The sequence below is a fragment of the Microbulbifer rhizosphaerae genome (assembly GCF_014191725.1).
Taxonomy (GTDB): domain Bacteria; phylum Pseudomonadota; class Gammaproteobacteria; order Pseudomonadales; family Cellvibrionaceae; genus Microbulbifer; species Microbulbifer rhizosphaerae.
Window position 1 is genome coordinate 41,234 of sequence record NZ_JACHWZ010000029.1, and the last position, 16,146, is coordinate 57,379.

At 60.0% G+C, this 16,146-nt stretch carries 9 protein-coding genes and 2 pseudogenes; 8 read left to right on the top strand and 3 right to left on the bottom strand.

Features of this window, described 5'->3' with window-relative positions; all coding sequences use genetic code 11:
• Positions 1–175 precede the first annotated feature (175 nt).
• From FHS09_RS20735 to FHS09_RS22980, 4 genes are all read left to right on the top strand, one after another.
• Complete coding sequence (locus FHS09_RS20735; RefSeq protein ID WP_183463514.1) at positions 176–1,867, top strand: molecular chaperone HscC; 1,692 nt, start codon at positions 176–178, stop codon at positions 1,865–1,867.
• Complete coding sequence (locus FHS09_RS20740; RefSeq protein ID WP_183463516.1) at positions 1,867–3,120, top strand: RDD family protein; 1,254 nt, start codon at positions 1,867–1,869, stop codon at positions 3,118–3,120. The genes FHS09_RS20735 and FHS09_RS20740 overlap by 1 nt, the downstream gene beginning before the upstream one ends.
• A 302-nt stretch (positions 3,121–3,422) precedes the next feature.
• A complete protein-coding gene (locus FHS09_RS20745; RefSeq protein ID WP_183463518.1) occupies positions 3,423–5,660 on the top strand; it encodes a TonB-dependent receptor in 2,238 nt (745 codons plus the stop codon).
• Between the two features lie 132 nt (positions 5,661–5,792).
• On the top strand, positions 5,793–6,776 hold the full coding sequence (locus FHS09_RS22980) for an NAD(P)H-quinone oxidoreductase (protein ID WP_246395181.1): 984 nt from the start codon (positions 5,793–5,795) through the stop codon (positions 6,774–6,776).
• A gap of 217 nt (positions 6,777–6,993) precedes the next feature.
• Here the strand turns inward: FHS09_RS22980 and FHS09_RS20750 are convergent.
• Together FHS09_RS20750 and xseA are read right to left on the bottom strand one after the other, a co-directional pair.
• Positions 6,994–8,940: pseudogene (locus FHS09_RS20750) on the bottom strand (transporter substrate-binding domain-containing protein); the annotation flags it as partial.
• A 148-nt stretch (positions 8,941–9,088) separates the two neighbouring features.
• Entirely contained in the window at positions 9,089–10,438 is a 1,350-nt protein-coding gene (gene xseA / locus FHS09_RS20755; protein WP_183463523.1) for an exodeoxyribonuclease VII large subunit, read from the bottom strand.
• A 160-nt stretch (positions 10,439–10,598) separates the two neighbouring features.
• Between xseA and guaB the strand changes: the two genes are divergently transcribed.
• From guaB to FHS09_RS20775, 4 genes and pseudogenes are all read left to right on the top strand, one after another.
• Positions 10,599–12,086 carry an IMP dehydrogenase gene (gene guaB / locus FHS09_RS20760; protein WP_183463525.1) on the top strand — a complete coding sequence of 496 codons (1,488 nt, stop codon included), beginning with the start codon at positions 10,599–10,601 and terminating at the stop codon, positions 12,084–12,086.
• A gap of 300 nt (positions 12,087–12,386) precedes the next feature.
• Positions 12,387–13,964: a glutamine-hydrolyzing GMP synthase gene (guaA, locus tag FHS09_RS20765; protein WP_183463527.1), complete on the top strand. Its 1,578-nt coding sequence runs from the start codon at positions 12,387–12,389 to the stop codon at positions 13,962–13,964.
• A gap of 376 nt (positions 13,965–14,340) precedes the next feature.
• Positions 14,341–15,183 (top strand): YihY/virulence factor BrkB family protein, encoded by an 843-nt coding sequence (locus FHS09_RS20770; protein WP_183463529.1) that lies wholly within the window; start codon positions 14,341–14,343, stop codon positions 15,181–15,183.
• Positions 15,184–15,245: 62 nt separating this feature from the next.
• A pseudogene (locus tag FHS09_RS20775) lies at positions 15,246–15,407 on the top strand (glutamine amidotransferase-related protein); the annotation flags it as partial.
• A gap of 366 nt (positions 15,408–15,773) precedes the next feature.
• Here the strand turns inward: FHS09_RS20775 and FHS09_RS20785 are convergent.
• The gene (locus tag FHS09_RS20785) at positions 15,774–15,998 is read right to left on the bottom strand and encodes a helix-turn-helix domain-containing protein (protein WP_183463531.1); all 225 of its coding nucleotides are present in this window, start codon (positions 15,996–15,998) and stop codon (positions 15,774–15,776) included.
• Positions 15,999–16,146 lie beyond the last annotated feature (148 nt).

A 16,146-nucleotide genomic window follows, 5' to 3' on the forward strand; every position in this document is an offset into this window, starting at 1 on the left:
CGCCTTCGGACTCGGAAAAAGAATACCGGAGCTTGATGCGAAGGCCCTGATACCGGGAGCGTTCGAGAGACGATTGCCGATGAGGCTGTTGAACGAACGGCTACCGGTGGCAGGGCCCCCAGGCCTCGGCTTAGTGTTACCGGGGGTGAGTAGTTACCATTTAACAAGGAAAACTATGGCTGTTATCGGTATCGACCTGGGCACCACCAACAGTGCCTGTGGCGTTCTGGGGGAAGAGGGGGTCACGCTGATTCCCAATCGCCTTGGTGATGTACTCACGCCGTCGGTGGTGGGGCTGGACTCCGCGGGCAAGCTGGTGGTGGGCAGGACCGCCAAGGAGCGGTTGATCAATCACAGCGATCGCACGGTGGCCGCCTTCAAGCGGCTGATGGGTACCGATCACAAGGTGGCGCTGGGCAGGCAGATGTTCAGCGCCACCGAGCTGTCCGCACTGGTATTGCGCTCCCTCAAGGAGGATGCGGAAGCCCACCTGGGCGAAACCGTTACCGAAGCGGTCATCAGTGTTCCCGCCTATTTCAACGACAACCAGCGCCACGCCACCAAGCTCGCCGGCGAACTGGCCGGGCTGAAAGTGGAGCGGCTGATCAACGAGCCCACCGCCGCGGCCATCGCCTATGGCCTGCATGACAAGCGCGAGGGCAACTTCCTGATCCTGGATATGGGCGGCGGCACTTTCGATGTCTCGATCCTGGAATTCTTCGACGGCATCATGGAGGTCCACGCCAGCGCCGGGGACAATTTCCTCGGTGGCGAGGATTTCGTGGAGGCGATGATCGACAGTGTACTGAAAGAGCAGGGAATGGGCAGGGATCAGCTGTCGCCGCGCCAACTGCAGAACCTGACCATGCAGATGGAGACCGCCAAGCGCCGCATCAGCCAGCACCCGGAGCAGCGACTGCAGCTGGAGGTCGGCAAGCAGAAGATCGAGTGGGCGGCGACCGCCGAATGGTTTGAAAAACTCGCCACACCGCTGTTGCTGCGCAGCAAGAGGCCCATCGAGCGCGCCATGCGCGATGCCGACCTGCCACCACAGAAGATCGACGAGGTAGTGCTGGTGGGCGGCTCGACGCGCATGTCCCTGTTCCGCTCGATGGTGGGCAGGATGTTCGGCCGCCTGCCGTCCTGTCACCTGGACCCGGATACGGTGGTGGCTATGGGCGCGGCCATCCAGGCCGGGCTCAAGTCCAGGAGCGCGGCGCTGGAGGATATCGTGCTCACCGATGTCTGTCCCTACACCCTGGGCACAGGGGTTATCAACGAGGACAGCCCGGAACAGGGCGAGTACTTTATGCCGATTATCGAGCGCAACACGGTGGTGCCCGTCAGCGTGGTGCGCCGGGTGTGGACTGCACATGAGAACCAGACCGAAGTCCGCGTCGATGTCTACCAGGGGGAAAACCGCCTGGTAAAGAAAAATGTGTACCTCGGTGAGACGAGTGTTCCCGTACCCAAGGGGCCCAAGGGCGAGGAGGCGGTGGATATCCGCTACAGCTACGATATGAACGGGCTGCTGGAGGTGGATGTCACCGTGGTTTCCTCCGGCAAGACCCACAACAAACTGATCGAGTTTTCCCCCGGTGCGCTGAATGAAGAGGAAAAGGCCAGCGCACTGCAGAAATTGTCCAAGCTGAAATTCCACCCGCGGGAGGACGAGGAGAACCGCGCGCTGATCGCCCGCGGTGAGCGCCTCTACGAATCCAGCCTGGGCGAGCGGCGGGAAACTATTGCCCGGCTGCTGGGCAACTTCGACCGGGTGCTGGAAAGGCAGAACCCCGCGGAGATCAAAAAGGCCCGCGCCCGCCTGCAGGAAGTCTTCGACGAACTGGACGGCGAGGACTGGATCTGATGGACCCATGGGCGCTGCTGGGCATCGAGCCCAGCGACGATGCGCGCGCGATCAAGCGCGCCTATGCGAAAAAACTGAAACAGACCAGGCCCGACGAAAAGCCGCAGGAATTCCAGCAATTGCACAGCGCCTATAAACGGGCGCTGACTATTGCCGAGAGGCCTCAGCCCATGATGGAGAGCCCTCAGCCCGTAATCGAGAGCCCTCAGCCCGTAATCGAGAGTCCTCAGCCCATAATCGAGAATCCTCAGCCTGTCGTGGAGCGCCCTCAACCGGCAATGGAAACTCAACAGCCGTCGCCGCAGGAAGAGACCGCCGTCGCGGAGCGGGAAGCACCGCCTGAACTTCCCCCCGAACAGGACAGCGCGGCTGCGGAAACCGAGCGACAGAAGCGCATAGACGAATACCGCCAGGTGCTGGAACAGGTGGACCGGGCCCTGGAGAGCGATCGCCTGATCGGCATGGAGGAGACCTGGCGCTTTCTCGCCGAGTGTTCCTATCTCCTGGAGGAGGAATTCAACTGGAACCTGGGACTGGGAGTCTTCGAGCGTTTTGCGCGCTTCAACAGCGAGGCGCCGGAAAAGGGCAGCCAAGTGGCCGCCAATATCCTGGTCCATGGCGATATGCTGTTCGGCTGGTCGGAAAGCCGTGGCTACCTGTACCGGGAGTTTGGTGAAGCCCTGTGCAATGCGGTATTCGACGTGATGGAGGGCGATCTCCAGTCAGTGGACCCACTTCAGGGCGTGCGCGGCGGCAGGAAGCTGGTGGAGCAGAAGCCGCGGCCCGCGGAAGAAAGCCTCGACTATTACTACTTCGGCAACCTGCTCGGCCGCGCTTTCGCGCTACTACTGGATGTTTTCCTGGTGTACGTGGTTGTGGGACTCACTACTTCGGTGGTCATGATCAAGGCCATGGGAAAGTCCGAGGGGGATGCCAGCTTCACGGCCCTGTCGGTGTCCATCCTCGGCTATCTGGTACTGGCATGGATCGCCGAGGGTTCCCGCTGGCAGGCCACGCCGGCCAAATACCTCCTGGGATACCGGGTCACCGATCGCCATTTCAAGCGCGTCGGCTACCCGCACGGTCTGTGGCGGATTTTCAGTTTTATGTTCACCCTGCCGCTGTTCAAGATCGGCTGGTTTATCAATTGTTTTCTTGGCGGCAATCTCCTTCACGACCGGTTGAGCCGGACTTATGTGATCGATTACCGGAAAAGCCGGGAGGAATACCTGAAGGGCAATGGCGGCCAGTAGGGTGTACTACTATTTGTAAAGCTGATGGGGGTTGGGTTCTTATACGGGATAGGAAATAGAGCGGGGAGGCAAAAACATTCTAACGCGTATAACCTGTATAAATTCACGCTAAATATTCTTTAGCAACGGAAAGTGATCCTGTAATCTTCAAGCGTTCGTTCGTGCCGAAGTGTATGAACCGATTCAAAATATGCGGTTACTGGTCGGTGCTCCAACAATAAAAACAAATGGAGCCAGGCTGTACCGGCCGTGGTGTTTCCGACTGCGATATAACAATAAAGCAGAGCAATGGAGAGAAAACCATGGAACGTCCGTTCAATCGTAAAAGCAATCTGACACTGATATCCGCCTGTTCACTGACAGTGCTTTCGCTTTCCTGTGGCGCGGGTTCGGCCCAGGCGGCGGAGGGCTCGGTAAGCACCATTATGGAAGAGGTGGAAGTCACGGCGCGCAAGCGCGCGCGGGCGGAGAAGTTGCAGGAGGTGCCGGTGGCGGCCACCGCTTATTCCGGTGAGCAGTTGGAGGCCCTGCAGACCAAGGATCTGGAAAGCCTCGCCTTCAAAATGCCCAATGTGCAGTTGGACGATATCGGCACTACCCGCAATACCGCCAATTTCACCATTCGCGGGTTGGGGGTCAACAGCTCCATTCCGTCTATAGACCCCACTGTAGGGGTGTTTGTGGATGGCATGTATATGGGTATTAACACCGGCGTGATAATGGACCTGTTCGACCTGGAAGGCATTGAGGTGCTGCGTGGACCCCAGGGTTTGCTGTTCGGGCGCAATGTCACCGGCGGGGCAGTGCTGGTAAAGACCGCAAAACCCAGCGATGAGTTTTCCTCGAAATTCAAAGTGTCCACCACCGACAGCCTGGACACCATTGTTGCGGGCAGCGTCAACGGCAGTATTTCCGAGAGCGTAAACGGACGTCTGACCGCCTATTACAACGACGACCAGGGCTGGTTTGAAAACCTGGCCTCGGACAACGACGAATTCGGTGCTTCCCAAACCTGGCTTGTGCGCCCCGCCTTCAGCTTCGATCTGGGTGAGGGCACTGAACTGCTGGTGCGCCTGGAGCGCGGTGAATCCGATGCCGACGGTGTGCCCGGGCAGAACCGCGGCGAACTGGCGCCGCTGATCGCCGCGTCGGTGGGGGTTACCGGCTGGGATAACAGCGACGACTCCTTCGAACTCGCCATCGACGAAGAGGGTTATTCCGATGCAGAGTGGAGCCAGGTGATCGCCGAGTTCAACCGGGACGTGGCTTTCGGCAACGGCACTGTGACCAATATCCTCGGCTGGCGCGAGTTTTACGGTGACGGCATCGGCGATATCGACTCCCTGCCGATCTTCGCCTTCCACGCCGCGACGGTGATCGACCAGAACCAGATCAGCAACGAGTTGCGCTATTCCGGTCGCTTCGGCGCCACCGCGTTGACCACCGGGGTTTACTGGTTCAGCCAGGAGCTGGAGTACTACGAAAACCGTATGTTGCCCCTCTCGGCGCCCGGTGGTCTGGACTGGACCGGCGGCGGTGTCCAGGACCATGAGGCTTTGGGAGCCTTCGCCCAGGCGGATATCGATCTGGGAGATGCCTGGGTCCTGACTCTGGGCGGGCGCTATTCTACCGAGGAGAAGGACGCCAAAATTGCCACCATCCCGGCGAATCTCTGCACTATCGACGACGGCTGTGTCGCCTATGATTTCGAGGACAGCGAATCCTGGAGCGCTTTCACCCCGAAAGTTGGTCTGCAGTGGAATCTTTCCGACAACACCCAGCTCTACGGTTTCTGGACCAAGGGCTTCCGCAGCGGCGGCTACAACATGCGCAATACTTCTCTGGTCTATCAACCGCTGCCCACGGACCAGGAGGAGCAGACCAGCTTTGAGATCGGCGCCAAGTCCGAGTGGTGGGGCGGGCGTCTGCGCGCGAATATGGCGCTGTTCCACAACACCATCGACGATATGCAGCGCGAACTGAACTTGCAGGACCCGATCGTGGGCGTGGTGCAGCTGATCCGCAACACCGCTGATGCCACCATTCGGGGAGCCGAGCTGGAGTTTATGGCGGCGCTTAGCGACACTCTGCTGTTTACCGCGAACCTGGGCTATGTGGATGGCGACTACGACGACGTCTGGTTTGATATCAGCGGCGATGGCGTAGTGGACGATACCGACCTGGGGCTGGATATTCCCCGCCTGGCGCCCTGGACCTACGGCGTCGGCCTGGTACATGACCTGGCGTTGGGTTCTGCCGGTACGCTCACTTCGCGGATCAACTTCAATCATCGGGATGCATCGCCCTACACGGACAACAACCTGGGTATGTTGAGCGAGGTGGATATGCTGGATTTCAGCATCGGGTACAGTCCCAATGGGAGCGGCTATCACTTGGCCCTGTTCGGCAAAAACATGCTGGATGAGGTCAGCGAAGGCAACGACACCCAGTTGCCGGTTACTCTGGGTGGTGCCGGTGCCACTTTTACTCCGCTGAACAAGGGGCGAATAGTGGGTGTGGAGTTGACCTACGATCTCTGATCCCGCATAAAATTATCCGCTAATCCGATCGCGGCCAGCGGCCGCTCCTACAAGAAGGCTTATCTCTGCTGTAGGAGCGGCCGCTGGCCGCGATCATTATTTGCAACGAAGAAATGACAGCTGAGAGAACCCATGCGCTATATCGACCTGCCCGAACACGGCGGCCCCGAAGTGATGCAACTGGCGGAGGGGGAGAAGCCGCAGCCCGCTCCAGGGGAGGTGCTGATCAAGGTCGCCGCCGCCGGCGTCAATCGCCCGGATGTCGTGCAGCGCATGGGCCTGTATCCGCCCCCTCCCGGAGCCTCAGCGGTGCTGGGGCTCGAAGTTGCCGGGGAAATTGTCGCACTCGGGGATAAGGTGCAGCGCTGGAAGACCGGTGACACAGTGTGCGCGCTGGCCAACGGCGGCGGCTACGCGGAGTTTGCCGCTGTGCCCGCTACCCAGTGTCTGCCGGTGCCCAAGGGGCTTTCGATGGTGGAGGCAGCGGCACTGCCTGAAACCTTCTTTACCGTGTGGAGCAATGTGTTCGATCGCGCGGAATTGAAAGCGGGGGAAATACTGCTGGTGCACGGCGGCTCGTCCGGCATCGGCACCGCGGCGATCCAGTTGGGTAAAAACTTCGGTGAGCGGGTATTCGCCACCGCCGGCAGTGCGGAGAAATGCGCCGCCTGCGAGAAGCTCGGGGCGGAAAGGGCGATCAATTACAAGTTGGAAGACTTCGTTGAAGTGGTGCGCGAGGCCACCGGCGGCCACGGCGCCGATGTGATCCTGGATATGGTGGGTGGGGACTACATCGACCGCAATATCCAACTCGCCGCCCGCGACGGCCGTATCGTGAACATCGCCTTCCTGCAGGGGGCCAGGGTGCAGGTGAATATGCTGCCGGTGATGCTCAAGCGCCTGACTCTCACGGGCTCTACTCTGAGACCGCGGACAGTGGAGGAGAAGGCGGCCATAGCCAGTGCCCTGGAAAAGAAAGTCTGGCCCTTGATCGAGGAGGGCAAAATCCGTCCCCAGATTGCAGCCACTTTTCCTCTGGGGCAGGCGAGCGATGCGCACCGGCTGATGGAGTCCAGTGGGCATATCGGCAAGATCGTGCTGACTCCAGGCGGATAATATCGGACATCAGCCACCGCGCCGCGACTTCGCTGGGAGCCACGTCCGTATAGGCTTTGTAGAGATTGCTGATGTTGCGCACATACTGCACCGGCTCGGCTCCGCGCACATAGCCGTAGCGCGCGTTGTTGAAATAGCGCGGTTCCGACAATTTGAGCATCGCCTGCTCGACGTTGCCGAACCATACGTTGGGGTCCAGTCCCAGCTCCCCGGCGAGCCGCTGGGCGTCCAGCAGGTGCCCGTAACCCGCGTTGTAAGAGGCGAGGGTAAACCACAGCAGGTTGTCCAGTGAGAGATCGGGATCGAAGCGGCCGCGCACCCAGTTCAGGTATTTGACCCCCGCCTTGATGCCCCGTTCGGGATCAAACAGCGGTGGGGGATAGCCCATTTCCTCCGCCGTGCGCGGCATTACCTGCATCAGCCCCTGGGCGCCCACCGGGGAAACCGCCTTGGGGTTGAAGTTGCTCTCCTGCCACATCTGCGCCACCACCATACGCCAGTCGAAGCTGTGTTCCGCGGCGGAGGTCTTGACCAGGGCATCGTAGGGGGAAAGGTCCTGGCCCGGTACGATACGCGCCTGTATTCTCTGCGCGAAGCGGTTGTTGGGCTTGAAATAGGCGTTGTATTTTTGTTTGTACTCGTCGCTTTTGCGGAATTTTTTTATAAAGTCGTTGACCTTTTCCAGCAACTCGGTGTTTTGCGCCAGCATCATCCAGGCCTGGGGCAGGGGGTCGGTAATCACTGCGCCGGGCTGTAGTTCCGAGAGCAGAACCGCCTCCACGGCGATGCCGCTGGAGTCCGCCAGGGTTGCGTCCACCTCGCCGCTCGCCACCATATCGATCAGCTGCTGGTAGGAGACTTCCGGGTCTGCGATTTCCACTTTGACATCGATGCCGCTGTCTCTCAGCACTTCCCCGTACTCGATGAAAGAGGAATGTGTGCGCATGGTGAGGGTGCGCCCGTTGAGGTCCATAAGGGTGGCGATCGGGGGGTCCTTTTTATTGCTGACGACCTGCAACGGCATTTCCAGGTAGGGGGTACTGAATGCCATTCCCCGGTCGATCCGCTCCTGGGTAATATTCAGGGCGGCACCGGCGATATCGCCGCGCCCCTCCTCGAGCCACTCTACGATGTCGTATTGGTAGGGCACTACCACCACCTGGAGTTCCAGGTCATGCTGGTCGGCAAAGGCCTTGGCCATATCGTAGTCGAACCCCATCAGCACACCTTTCCACAGGAAATAACTGAACGGGCTGTTGCGGGTGAGCAGGCGCACAACGCCGGATTCCTTGATGGCTTTCCAGTCGGAGACGCGCCTGTATTCTCTCCTGACCAGGTTCATGGTGAGGAAGTTGTTCAGGGCCAGGTGCATGAAAGGAGAGTTTTTCCGCGCGCCCCAGGCGATACGATCCAGTTCGGAGACATTGGCGATCACCTGAATATCGTCGCGGTAGTCGCGCATGCGATCGATCACATTGCTGTCGAATATGGCCAGGGTATTCCGGTGCTCCTGGGTGTAATCCATCAGCGCATCCACGTTGTCATTCAGTGACAGGGCTTCGACAGTGAGGTTCGCCTGGGGGAACTTCGCGATCAATTCCCTCGCCGTTTTCACATGCACACTGTCCTCGAGCACCACGATCCGGGTATTGCGCAGCTGTGACAGGTCGTCGATATCGGGCTTCTCTCCGGCGGTTACCAGCTGCTGGTAGACATGCATTACCGGCACCGAGAACTGAATGCGCTCGCGCCTTTCTTCAGTCTCGGTAAAGTTGTCCGCGAGGACGTCGGCATAGCCCTGCTCCACCATTTCGATGGCCAGCTCCGGCGTGTCCGCCTGTACCCATTTGGCCTCCAGCCCCAGGTGCTTGGCGAACTTGTTGGCCAGGTCGAAATGTTGCTGGGAGACAACCGCGGTTCGCGGAAGGTAATCCTCCCGGGGGCCGGTCAGGCTGACGAAGCGGATAACCCCGCGCTCCCGGATCTTGTCCAGGTCGCCGGTTTCACGGTAATTGGAAAAGGCGAAGCGCTCGCGGGGCGTGGGTTCCCGGACGGCTTCCTCTTCCGGGCCCAGGTCGAGTTTCAGCTTCGCCTCGCCGCAGCCGCCGAGCGCGGCGAACACGGCAGTAAACAACAGGCAGGCGAGGATACGGCGACCAACCATTTATGGCTCCGACAGCAGGGGACAGCCGAATTTTAACGTCGCTGCGGGGTGGTTGGTCGCTGGGGAAGGGGGGATTGATTCGTCATACCGGCGCATGCCGGTATCCACAGGTCCAGTGGCAAGGGGCGAACCTTGTGCCCGCTTACGGCTATCCCGGTTCTGTCACCTCGGCACTGAACTCGCCCCGCGCCAGGCGCGCGCGCACCCGGTCCCCGGGCCGCAGCTCCGCGGTGTCCTTGATCACCCGGCCGCGGTCGTCGCGCACTATGGCGTAACCGCGCTCCAGTACCGCCAGCGGGCTGACGCTGTGCAGCAATTGGCCGGTGTGAACCAGGCGGTCGCGGTCCTGGTCCAGCCGCAGCTGTATCGCCCGCTGCAGCTTTTCCCGGTGCGATTGCAGCTGCTCTCTCCGGTCCCGCAACAGGCGCTCCGGGTGGCAGCCGGCGAAGTCGCGCAGCCCCCTGTCCAGTCGGTGGTGCAGGGTGTCCAGGGCCCGGCGGGCGGCGACCCCCAGGCGCATCTCCAGGTGGTCGAGACGCTGGGCGCGATTCTGCAGTTGTTCGCGCGGGTGACGGAGGCGGTTGCCGGTGAGTTGCACCTGCTGGCGCAGATGGCGCAGCTGGTGGCGCAGGGCACGCAGCAGGTGATGGCTGGCACGCTGAACCCGCTGCGCCAGTTCGGCGGCGTTGGCGCTGGCGATTTCCGCCGCCGCCGACGGGGTGGGGGCGCGCAGGTCCGCGACCAGGTCGGTGATCGTGGTATCCGTTTCGTGGCCCACGGCGGAAATGGTGGGAATGGGGCAGTCGGCCAGGGCGCGGGCCACGATCTCCTCGTTGAAGGGCCACAGGTCCTCCAGGGAGCCACCGCCGCGGCCGACGATCAGCAGGTCGTGCCGGCCCGACTGCCCCGCCAGGCGGATGGCCCGGGCAATCTGTTCCGCCGCCCCGCGGCCCTGGACCTGTACCGGCCAGAGTTCGATTTCGGCGGCGGGGTGGCGCCGGCCGAGCACGTGAATCATATCGCGGATGGCGGCCCCGGTGGGGGAAGTGATGATGCCGATATTGGCCGGGAGCGCCGGCAGCAGTTTCTTGCGCTCCAGATCAAACAGCCCCTCCGCCCGCAACTTCGCTTTTAACTGCTCCAACTGGCGCATCAGCGCGCCGAAGCCGGCTTCCTCCATATGCTCAACGATCAGCTGGAATTCTCCGCGGCCCTCGTAGAGGCTGGCCCGGGCCCGCAGCAGTACCTCGCGGCCGTTTTCGGGGCGGAAGCGCACCGTGCGGTTGCGGCCGCGAAACATGGCGCAGCGGACCTGCGCGCGGCTGTCCTTGAGGGTGAAATACCAGTGGCCGGAAGTGGGAGCGGCAAAATTGGAGATCTCGCCACTCACCCACAGCAAGGGCACGCTGCCCTCCAGCAACTGCCTGACCTCCCGGTTCAGGTCGCCGACCGACAGGACGCTGCGGTTGCCGTGGGTTTTAGGCGGCGCAGTTGGCATTTTGGACTCTCGAATGGAAATTTGGCGGGCCAATATTGCAGCAATGTATAAACAGGTAAAGTGGTTTGCCCGAAAAGCACGATTGGGCTTTCTCCGGCATGGGGATTGCGGCTATAATCGCGCCGATACCCAATCCCGCTCCCTGAGGTTTGAGTGTCATATGTCTGAATCCGGTCTGCGCATCGCGCGCGAAGCTCTCACTTTTGACGACGTCCTGCTTGTGCCCGGTTACTCCGAGGTGACAGCCAAGGATGTGTCCCTGAAGACCCGCCTGTCCCGCAATATTGCCCTGAATATCCCCATTGTGTCCGCCGCCATGGATACCGTGACTGAGTCGCGCCTGGCGATAGCGCTGGCCCAGGAAGGGGGTATCGGCATCATCCACAAAAGCATGTCAATCGAGGACCAGGCGCTGGCGGTGCGCGCGGTCAAGAAGTTCGAGGCCGGGGTCGTGAAGGACCCCATCACCATCGAGTCCGATGCCACGGTGCGCGAACTGATCGCACTGACCACCCACCACAATATCTCCGGCGTGCCGGTGATGGAAAAGGGCAACCTGGTGGGTATCGTCACCAGCCGTGATGTGCGCTTCCAGACCGACCTGGACGCCAGTGTGGCCAGCATCATGACATCGAAGGAACGCCTGGTGACCGCCCCCGAGGGCGCGGCGCCGAAACAGGTGCAGGAGCTGTTGCACAAGCACCGGATCGAAAAGGTGCTGGTGGTCAACGACCATTTCGAGCTGCGTGGCCTGATTACCGTCAAGGATTTCAATAAGGCGGAGCAGTACCCCAATTCCTGCAAAGACGGCGACGGCCGCCTGCGCGTGGGCGCCTCCGTGGGCACCAGCCCGGATACCGACGACCGGGTCGCCGCCCTGGTGGAAGCCGGGGTGGACGTGCTGGTGGTGGACACCGCCCACGGCCATTCCCGCAACGTGATCGAGCGGGTAAGGCGCATCAAGCAGATGCACCCGAAGGTGGATGTCATCGGCGGCAATATCGCCACCGGTGAGGCGGCCCGGGAACTGCTGGAGGCCGGTGCGGATGCGGTCAAGGTGGGTATCGGCCCCGGCTCCATCTGTACCACCCGTATCGTCACCGGTATCGGCGTGCCGCAGGTTACCGCCATCGCCGAAGTCGCCCGGGCACTGGAAGGCACCGGTGTGCCGCTGATCGCCGACGGCGGTATCCGCTTTTCCGGCGATATCTCCAAGGCCATCGTCGCCGGCGCCCACTCGGTGATGATGGGCTCCATGTTTGCCGGTACCGAAGAGGCGCCCGGCGAGGTGGAGTTGTACCAGGGCCGGACCTACAAATCCTATCGGGGCATGGGTTCAATGGGCGCCATGTCCCGCACCCAGGGCTCCTCCGACCGATACTTCCAGGACGCCAGCAAGGGCGCGGAAAAGCTGGTGCCGGAGGGCATTGAGGGACGGGTGCCCTACAAAGGGCCGTTGTCGGTGATCGTGCACCAGATGATGGGCGGCCTGCGCTCCGCGATGGGCTACACCGGCAGCGTGGACATCGAGACCATGCGCACCAAGCCCCAGTTCGTGCGGGTGACTGCCGCGGGGATGGGCGAGTCCCATGTACACGATGTGCAGATTACCAAGGAAGCGCCCAACTACCCGATCAATGGACGATAGCCGGGAGCGCGGAGCTCCAGCTCCGCTTGCGGGCCGCAGGCCCGCCCCTGTAGGAGCCTGCTTGCAGGCGAATGCTCGGGGCTTCGAGCTAACTCGTACCCAAGCAGCCGTCCATGGAGCTGCCGCCGGCCCGGCCATCCTTGGCCGATCGCAAAAATGCGCAGCGAGCAGTGCTCGCTAAACGCGCATTTTTGCCCTGCAAGCAGGCTCCTACAATGAAACGCCTGATTTTTTAATAACAAACGGACCTCCGGGTCCGTTTGTGGTTTAGGAACTCACCTCGCAAATTCTGAGTAAGCCATGACCCAAGACATCCACGCCAGCCGCATTCTGATCCTCGACTTCGGCTCCCAGTACACCCAGCTGATCGCCCGCCGCGTGCGCGAACTGGGGGTGTTCTCCGAGATTCGCGCCTTTGATATGAGCGACGAGGAAATCCGCGAGTACAACCCCAGGGGCGTTATTCTCGCCGGCGGCCCGGAATCGGTCCCCGAAGAGGGCTCGCCGCGCGCGCCGCAGGCGGTGTTCGAACTGGGGGTGCCGGTACTGGGCATCTGCTACGGCATGCAGACCATGGCCCACCAACTGGGCGGTGCGGTGCAGGGCAGTAATATCCGCGAGTTCGGTTACGCCCAGGTCAAGGCGGAAGGCCAGTCGGCGCTGCTGCATGACATCAAGGATCATCTCGACGAAGAGGGCAACGCACTGCTGGACGTGTGGATGAGCCACGGCGACAAGGTCAGTGTAATGCCCCCTGGCTTCGAGCTGATGGCCTCCACGGAATCCTGCCCCATTGCCGGTATGTATTGTGCGGAGAAAAATTTCTACGGTGTGCAATTCCATCCGGAAGTGACTCACACGCTGCAGGGCATGCGTATCTACGAACACTTTGTGATCGAGTTGTGCGGCTGTGAAAAACTCTGGACTCCGGAAAATATCATCGAGGATTCCATCGCCCGCGTACGCGAACAGGTGGGTGGCGGCAAGGTGCTGCTGGGCCTGTCCGGCGGCGTGGACAGTTCGGTGGTGGCGGCACTGTTGCACCGGGCCATCGGTGACCAGCTTACCTGCGTGTTTGTGGACAACGGCCTGTTGCGCAAAAATGAAGGCGATCAGGTGATGAAAATGTTCGCGGAGAACATGGGGGTCAAAGTCATCCGCGCCGACGTCGAGGATGAATTTCTGAGCCGCCTCGCCGGCGAAGACGAACCGGAAGCCAAGCGCAAGATTATCGGCAACACCTTTATCGAAATCTTCGACCGCGAGGCGACCAGGATCGAGGATGTGAAGTTCCTCGCCCAGGGTACCATCTACCCGGACGTCATCGAATCCGCCGCCGCCAAGACCGGCAAGGCCCATGTGATCAAGTCCCACCACAACGTGGGTGGCCTGCCGGAGGAAATGCAGTTCGAACTGGTGGAGCCACTGCGGGAGCTGTTCAAGGATGAGGTGCGCAAGATCGGCGTGGAACTGGGATTGCCCTACGACATGGTCTACCGTCATCCCTTCCCGGGCCCGGGTCTGGGCGTACGTATTCTCGGCGAAGTGAAAAAAGAGTACGCGGATATCCTGCGCGAGGCGGACGCAATTTTTATCGAGGAACTGCACAAGGCGGACTGGTACCACAAGACCAGCCAGGCCTTTGTGGTATTCCTGCCGGTCAAGTCCGTGGGCGTGGTCGGCGACGGCCGCCGCTATGAATATGTGGTGGCACTGCGCGCAGTGGAAACCGTCGACTTTATGACCGCGCGCTGGGCGCACCTGCCTTACGAACTGATCGAGAAGGTCTCCAACCGTATTATCAACGAGATCGAGCATATCTCGCGGGTGACCTACGACGTGTCCAGCAAGCCGCCGGCCACCATCGAGTGGGAGTGACTGAGTTCGCTAGTAATGTCTGGTACTGATCGGCCTCACAGCTGAGGCTTCAAGATCCCGCCGTTGAGCGATAGACTGTATAAAAACGCAGTATTGCAAGGAGGCGGATCATGCCCCACACGGCGGCGACCAGGACGGCCATCCGGGAGATGGATGCTGGTCGTTACCAGCGCCACGTTGATCGACGAGGCGTTGCCCGAACAGCCATCGCCGGCGGGTGCTCAGCTTCCCTTTTCAACTGCGCTTTCTGTTCGCCAGCCGGCCGGACAGATACATCAGCCAATAACAGTCAATGCAAACTTGCTGGCCCCGTTATTGCTCCTCACTTGATAAAGTAGTGGGGCAGTAATCATTGGCAACCCACGGGAGTTCGACGATGGCGAAGATCAAGAAAACAGCGGTTGGCGTGAAAGGTCGTATCAAGGATGACCGTTTGTCGCTGGTTGCTGCCGGAGTTGCTTTTTATGCCTTTCTTTCTCTTTTTCCGGCGCTGGCAACAGTTATTTCCATTTACGGCCTCTTGGCTGATGCACAGACTGTGCAAAGTCACGTTGAGCGTCTCGGTGGTATAGTTCCAGATGAAGTGTTGGCCGTGATCTCCAGTCGTATGGAAGACCTGGCCACAACTCCAGATTCATCTCTCACTTTCGGTTTTGTATTCGGGATAATCATTTCTCTATGGAGTGCCAATAAAGCCATGAAGGCGGTTTCCGCGGCGCTCAATATTGCCTATGACATGGAAGAAGATCGCGGTTTCCTGAAGGTCAATGCGGTGACCTTACTGCTAACTTTGACATCGGCGATAGTCTTCATCGTTGCGATCGCCGTCATTGTTATTGTTCCAGCGTTGGTTTCAACCTTCTTGTCGCATCAGGCTGCCGCTACTTTCACCACATTAACAAGCTGGGTTATATTCATTCTTCTGCTGGTAGGTATGTTTCTGGTGTTGTATCGCTTTGCACCTGCGAGAAAGCGACGCCAGGCTTGGCGAAATCTACTGCCTGGTGCCGCGCTCGCCACGGGGTTATTTGTTATTGCTTCCCTAGCTTTTTCATTCTATGTGTCTAACTATGGTGAATATGACGCGCAGTATGGTGCTTTGGGGGCCGTAGTGGTTTTGATGCTGTGGTTGTTTATTGGAGCCTTTATTTTTCTGTTGGGGGCCGAGGTGAATGCGGAGTGTAATCAGCCGGAAGTTCGTCGCGCGGCCCAGCGTTGAGCGAGCCCTCAGCCTCTAAGCAGCGCGTTGTTGTTTCACAACAGATTTGGTGCCAAATGGGCTCGCCGCGCGCGCCGCAGGCGATATTCGAACTGGGAGTGCCGGTACTGGGCATCTGCTACGGTATGCAGACCATGCTTCACCAGTTGGGCGGCACGATGCAGGGCAGCAATATTCGCGAGTTCGGCTACGCCCAGGTCAAGGTGGAAGGGCAATCAGCGCTGGCGTTGTCCTCGCTGACGATTGCAGCAGGTGGACAGAAAAACGACAATGGCTGGACAAACTTGTCATCCCCTTAATCAACGAGGACTGGCCGAGAGAACGCCGATACAGAACCTCAGCGTCGATGAGGGCGTGGATTGGCCTGCTTGATGACACCGGCGATAGCTTCCGGGTCGTCTACGAGGCGGTAAAGAAGTTCTTGGTGCCGGTGGAGACAAATGACCATCCGTTCTACCGGTTCACCCGAGAGATCAGTGATGAAAAGCCGATTACAGCTCTATTCCCTAAGCAAATCGGAATGGTAGTGTTTGCACTCATTGCCCTTGGATTAACGTTTGTTTTGCACCAGGGAATGCATCGATCAATTCCTATTGATCTGGCAATAGTTCGGATATTTTGCATTTTAAACGGCTGCAAATAAGCTCCAGCATGTCGATGGTCACATTCTGCTCCCCGCTTTCGATACGGGCCAGTGTTGACTGGCTAATGGCCAATTTTCTGGCAAACTCCTGTTGACCCAATCCCATGGCCTTTCGTTCAGCTCGGAGCTGGCGGGCGAGGACGATGCGGAATTTAAGTTGATTGTTACCCATATGTGGGTTATAAGGCGGAGCTCTACCCACATGTGGGTAATTTCATACTAACTATACTCAAGTTTCGGAGTTCGAGGCGCCTGCCGGTGGCACAAGCTGAAGCGGGGTGCGCCTTTCCGGGACTGTCTGCGAGAGGGACCTCGCGGAC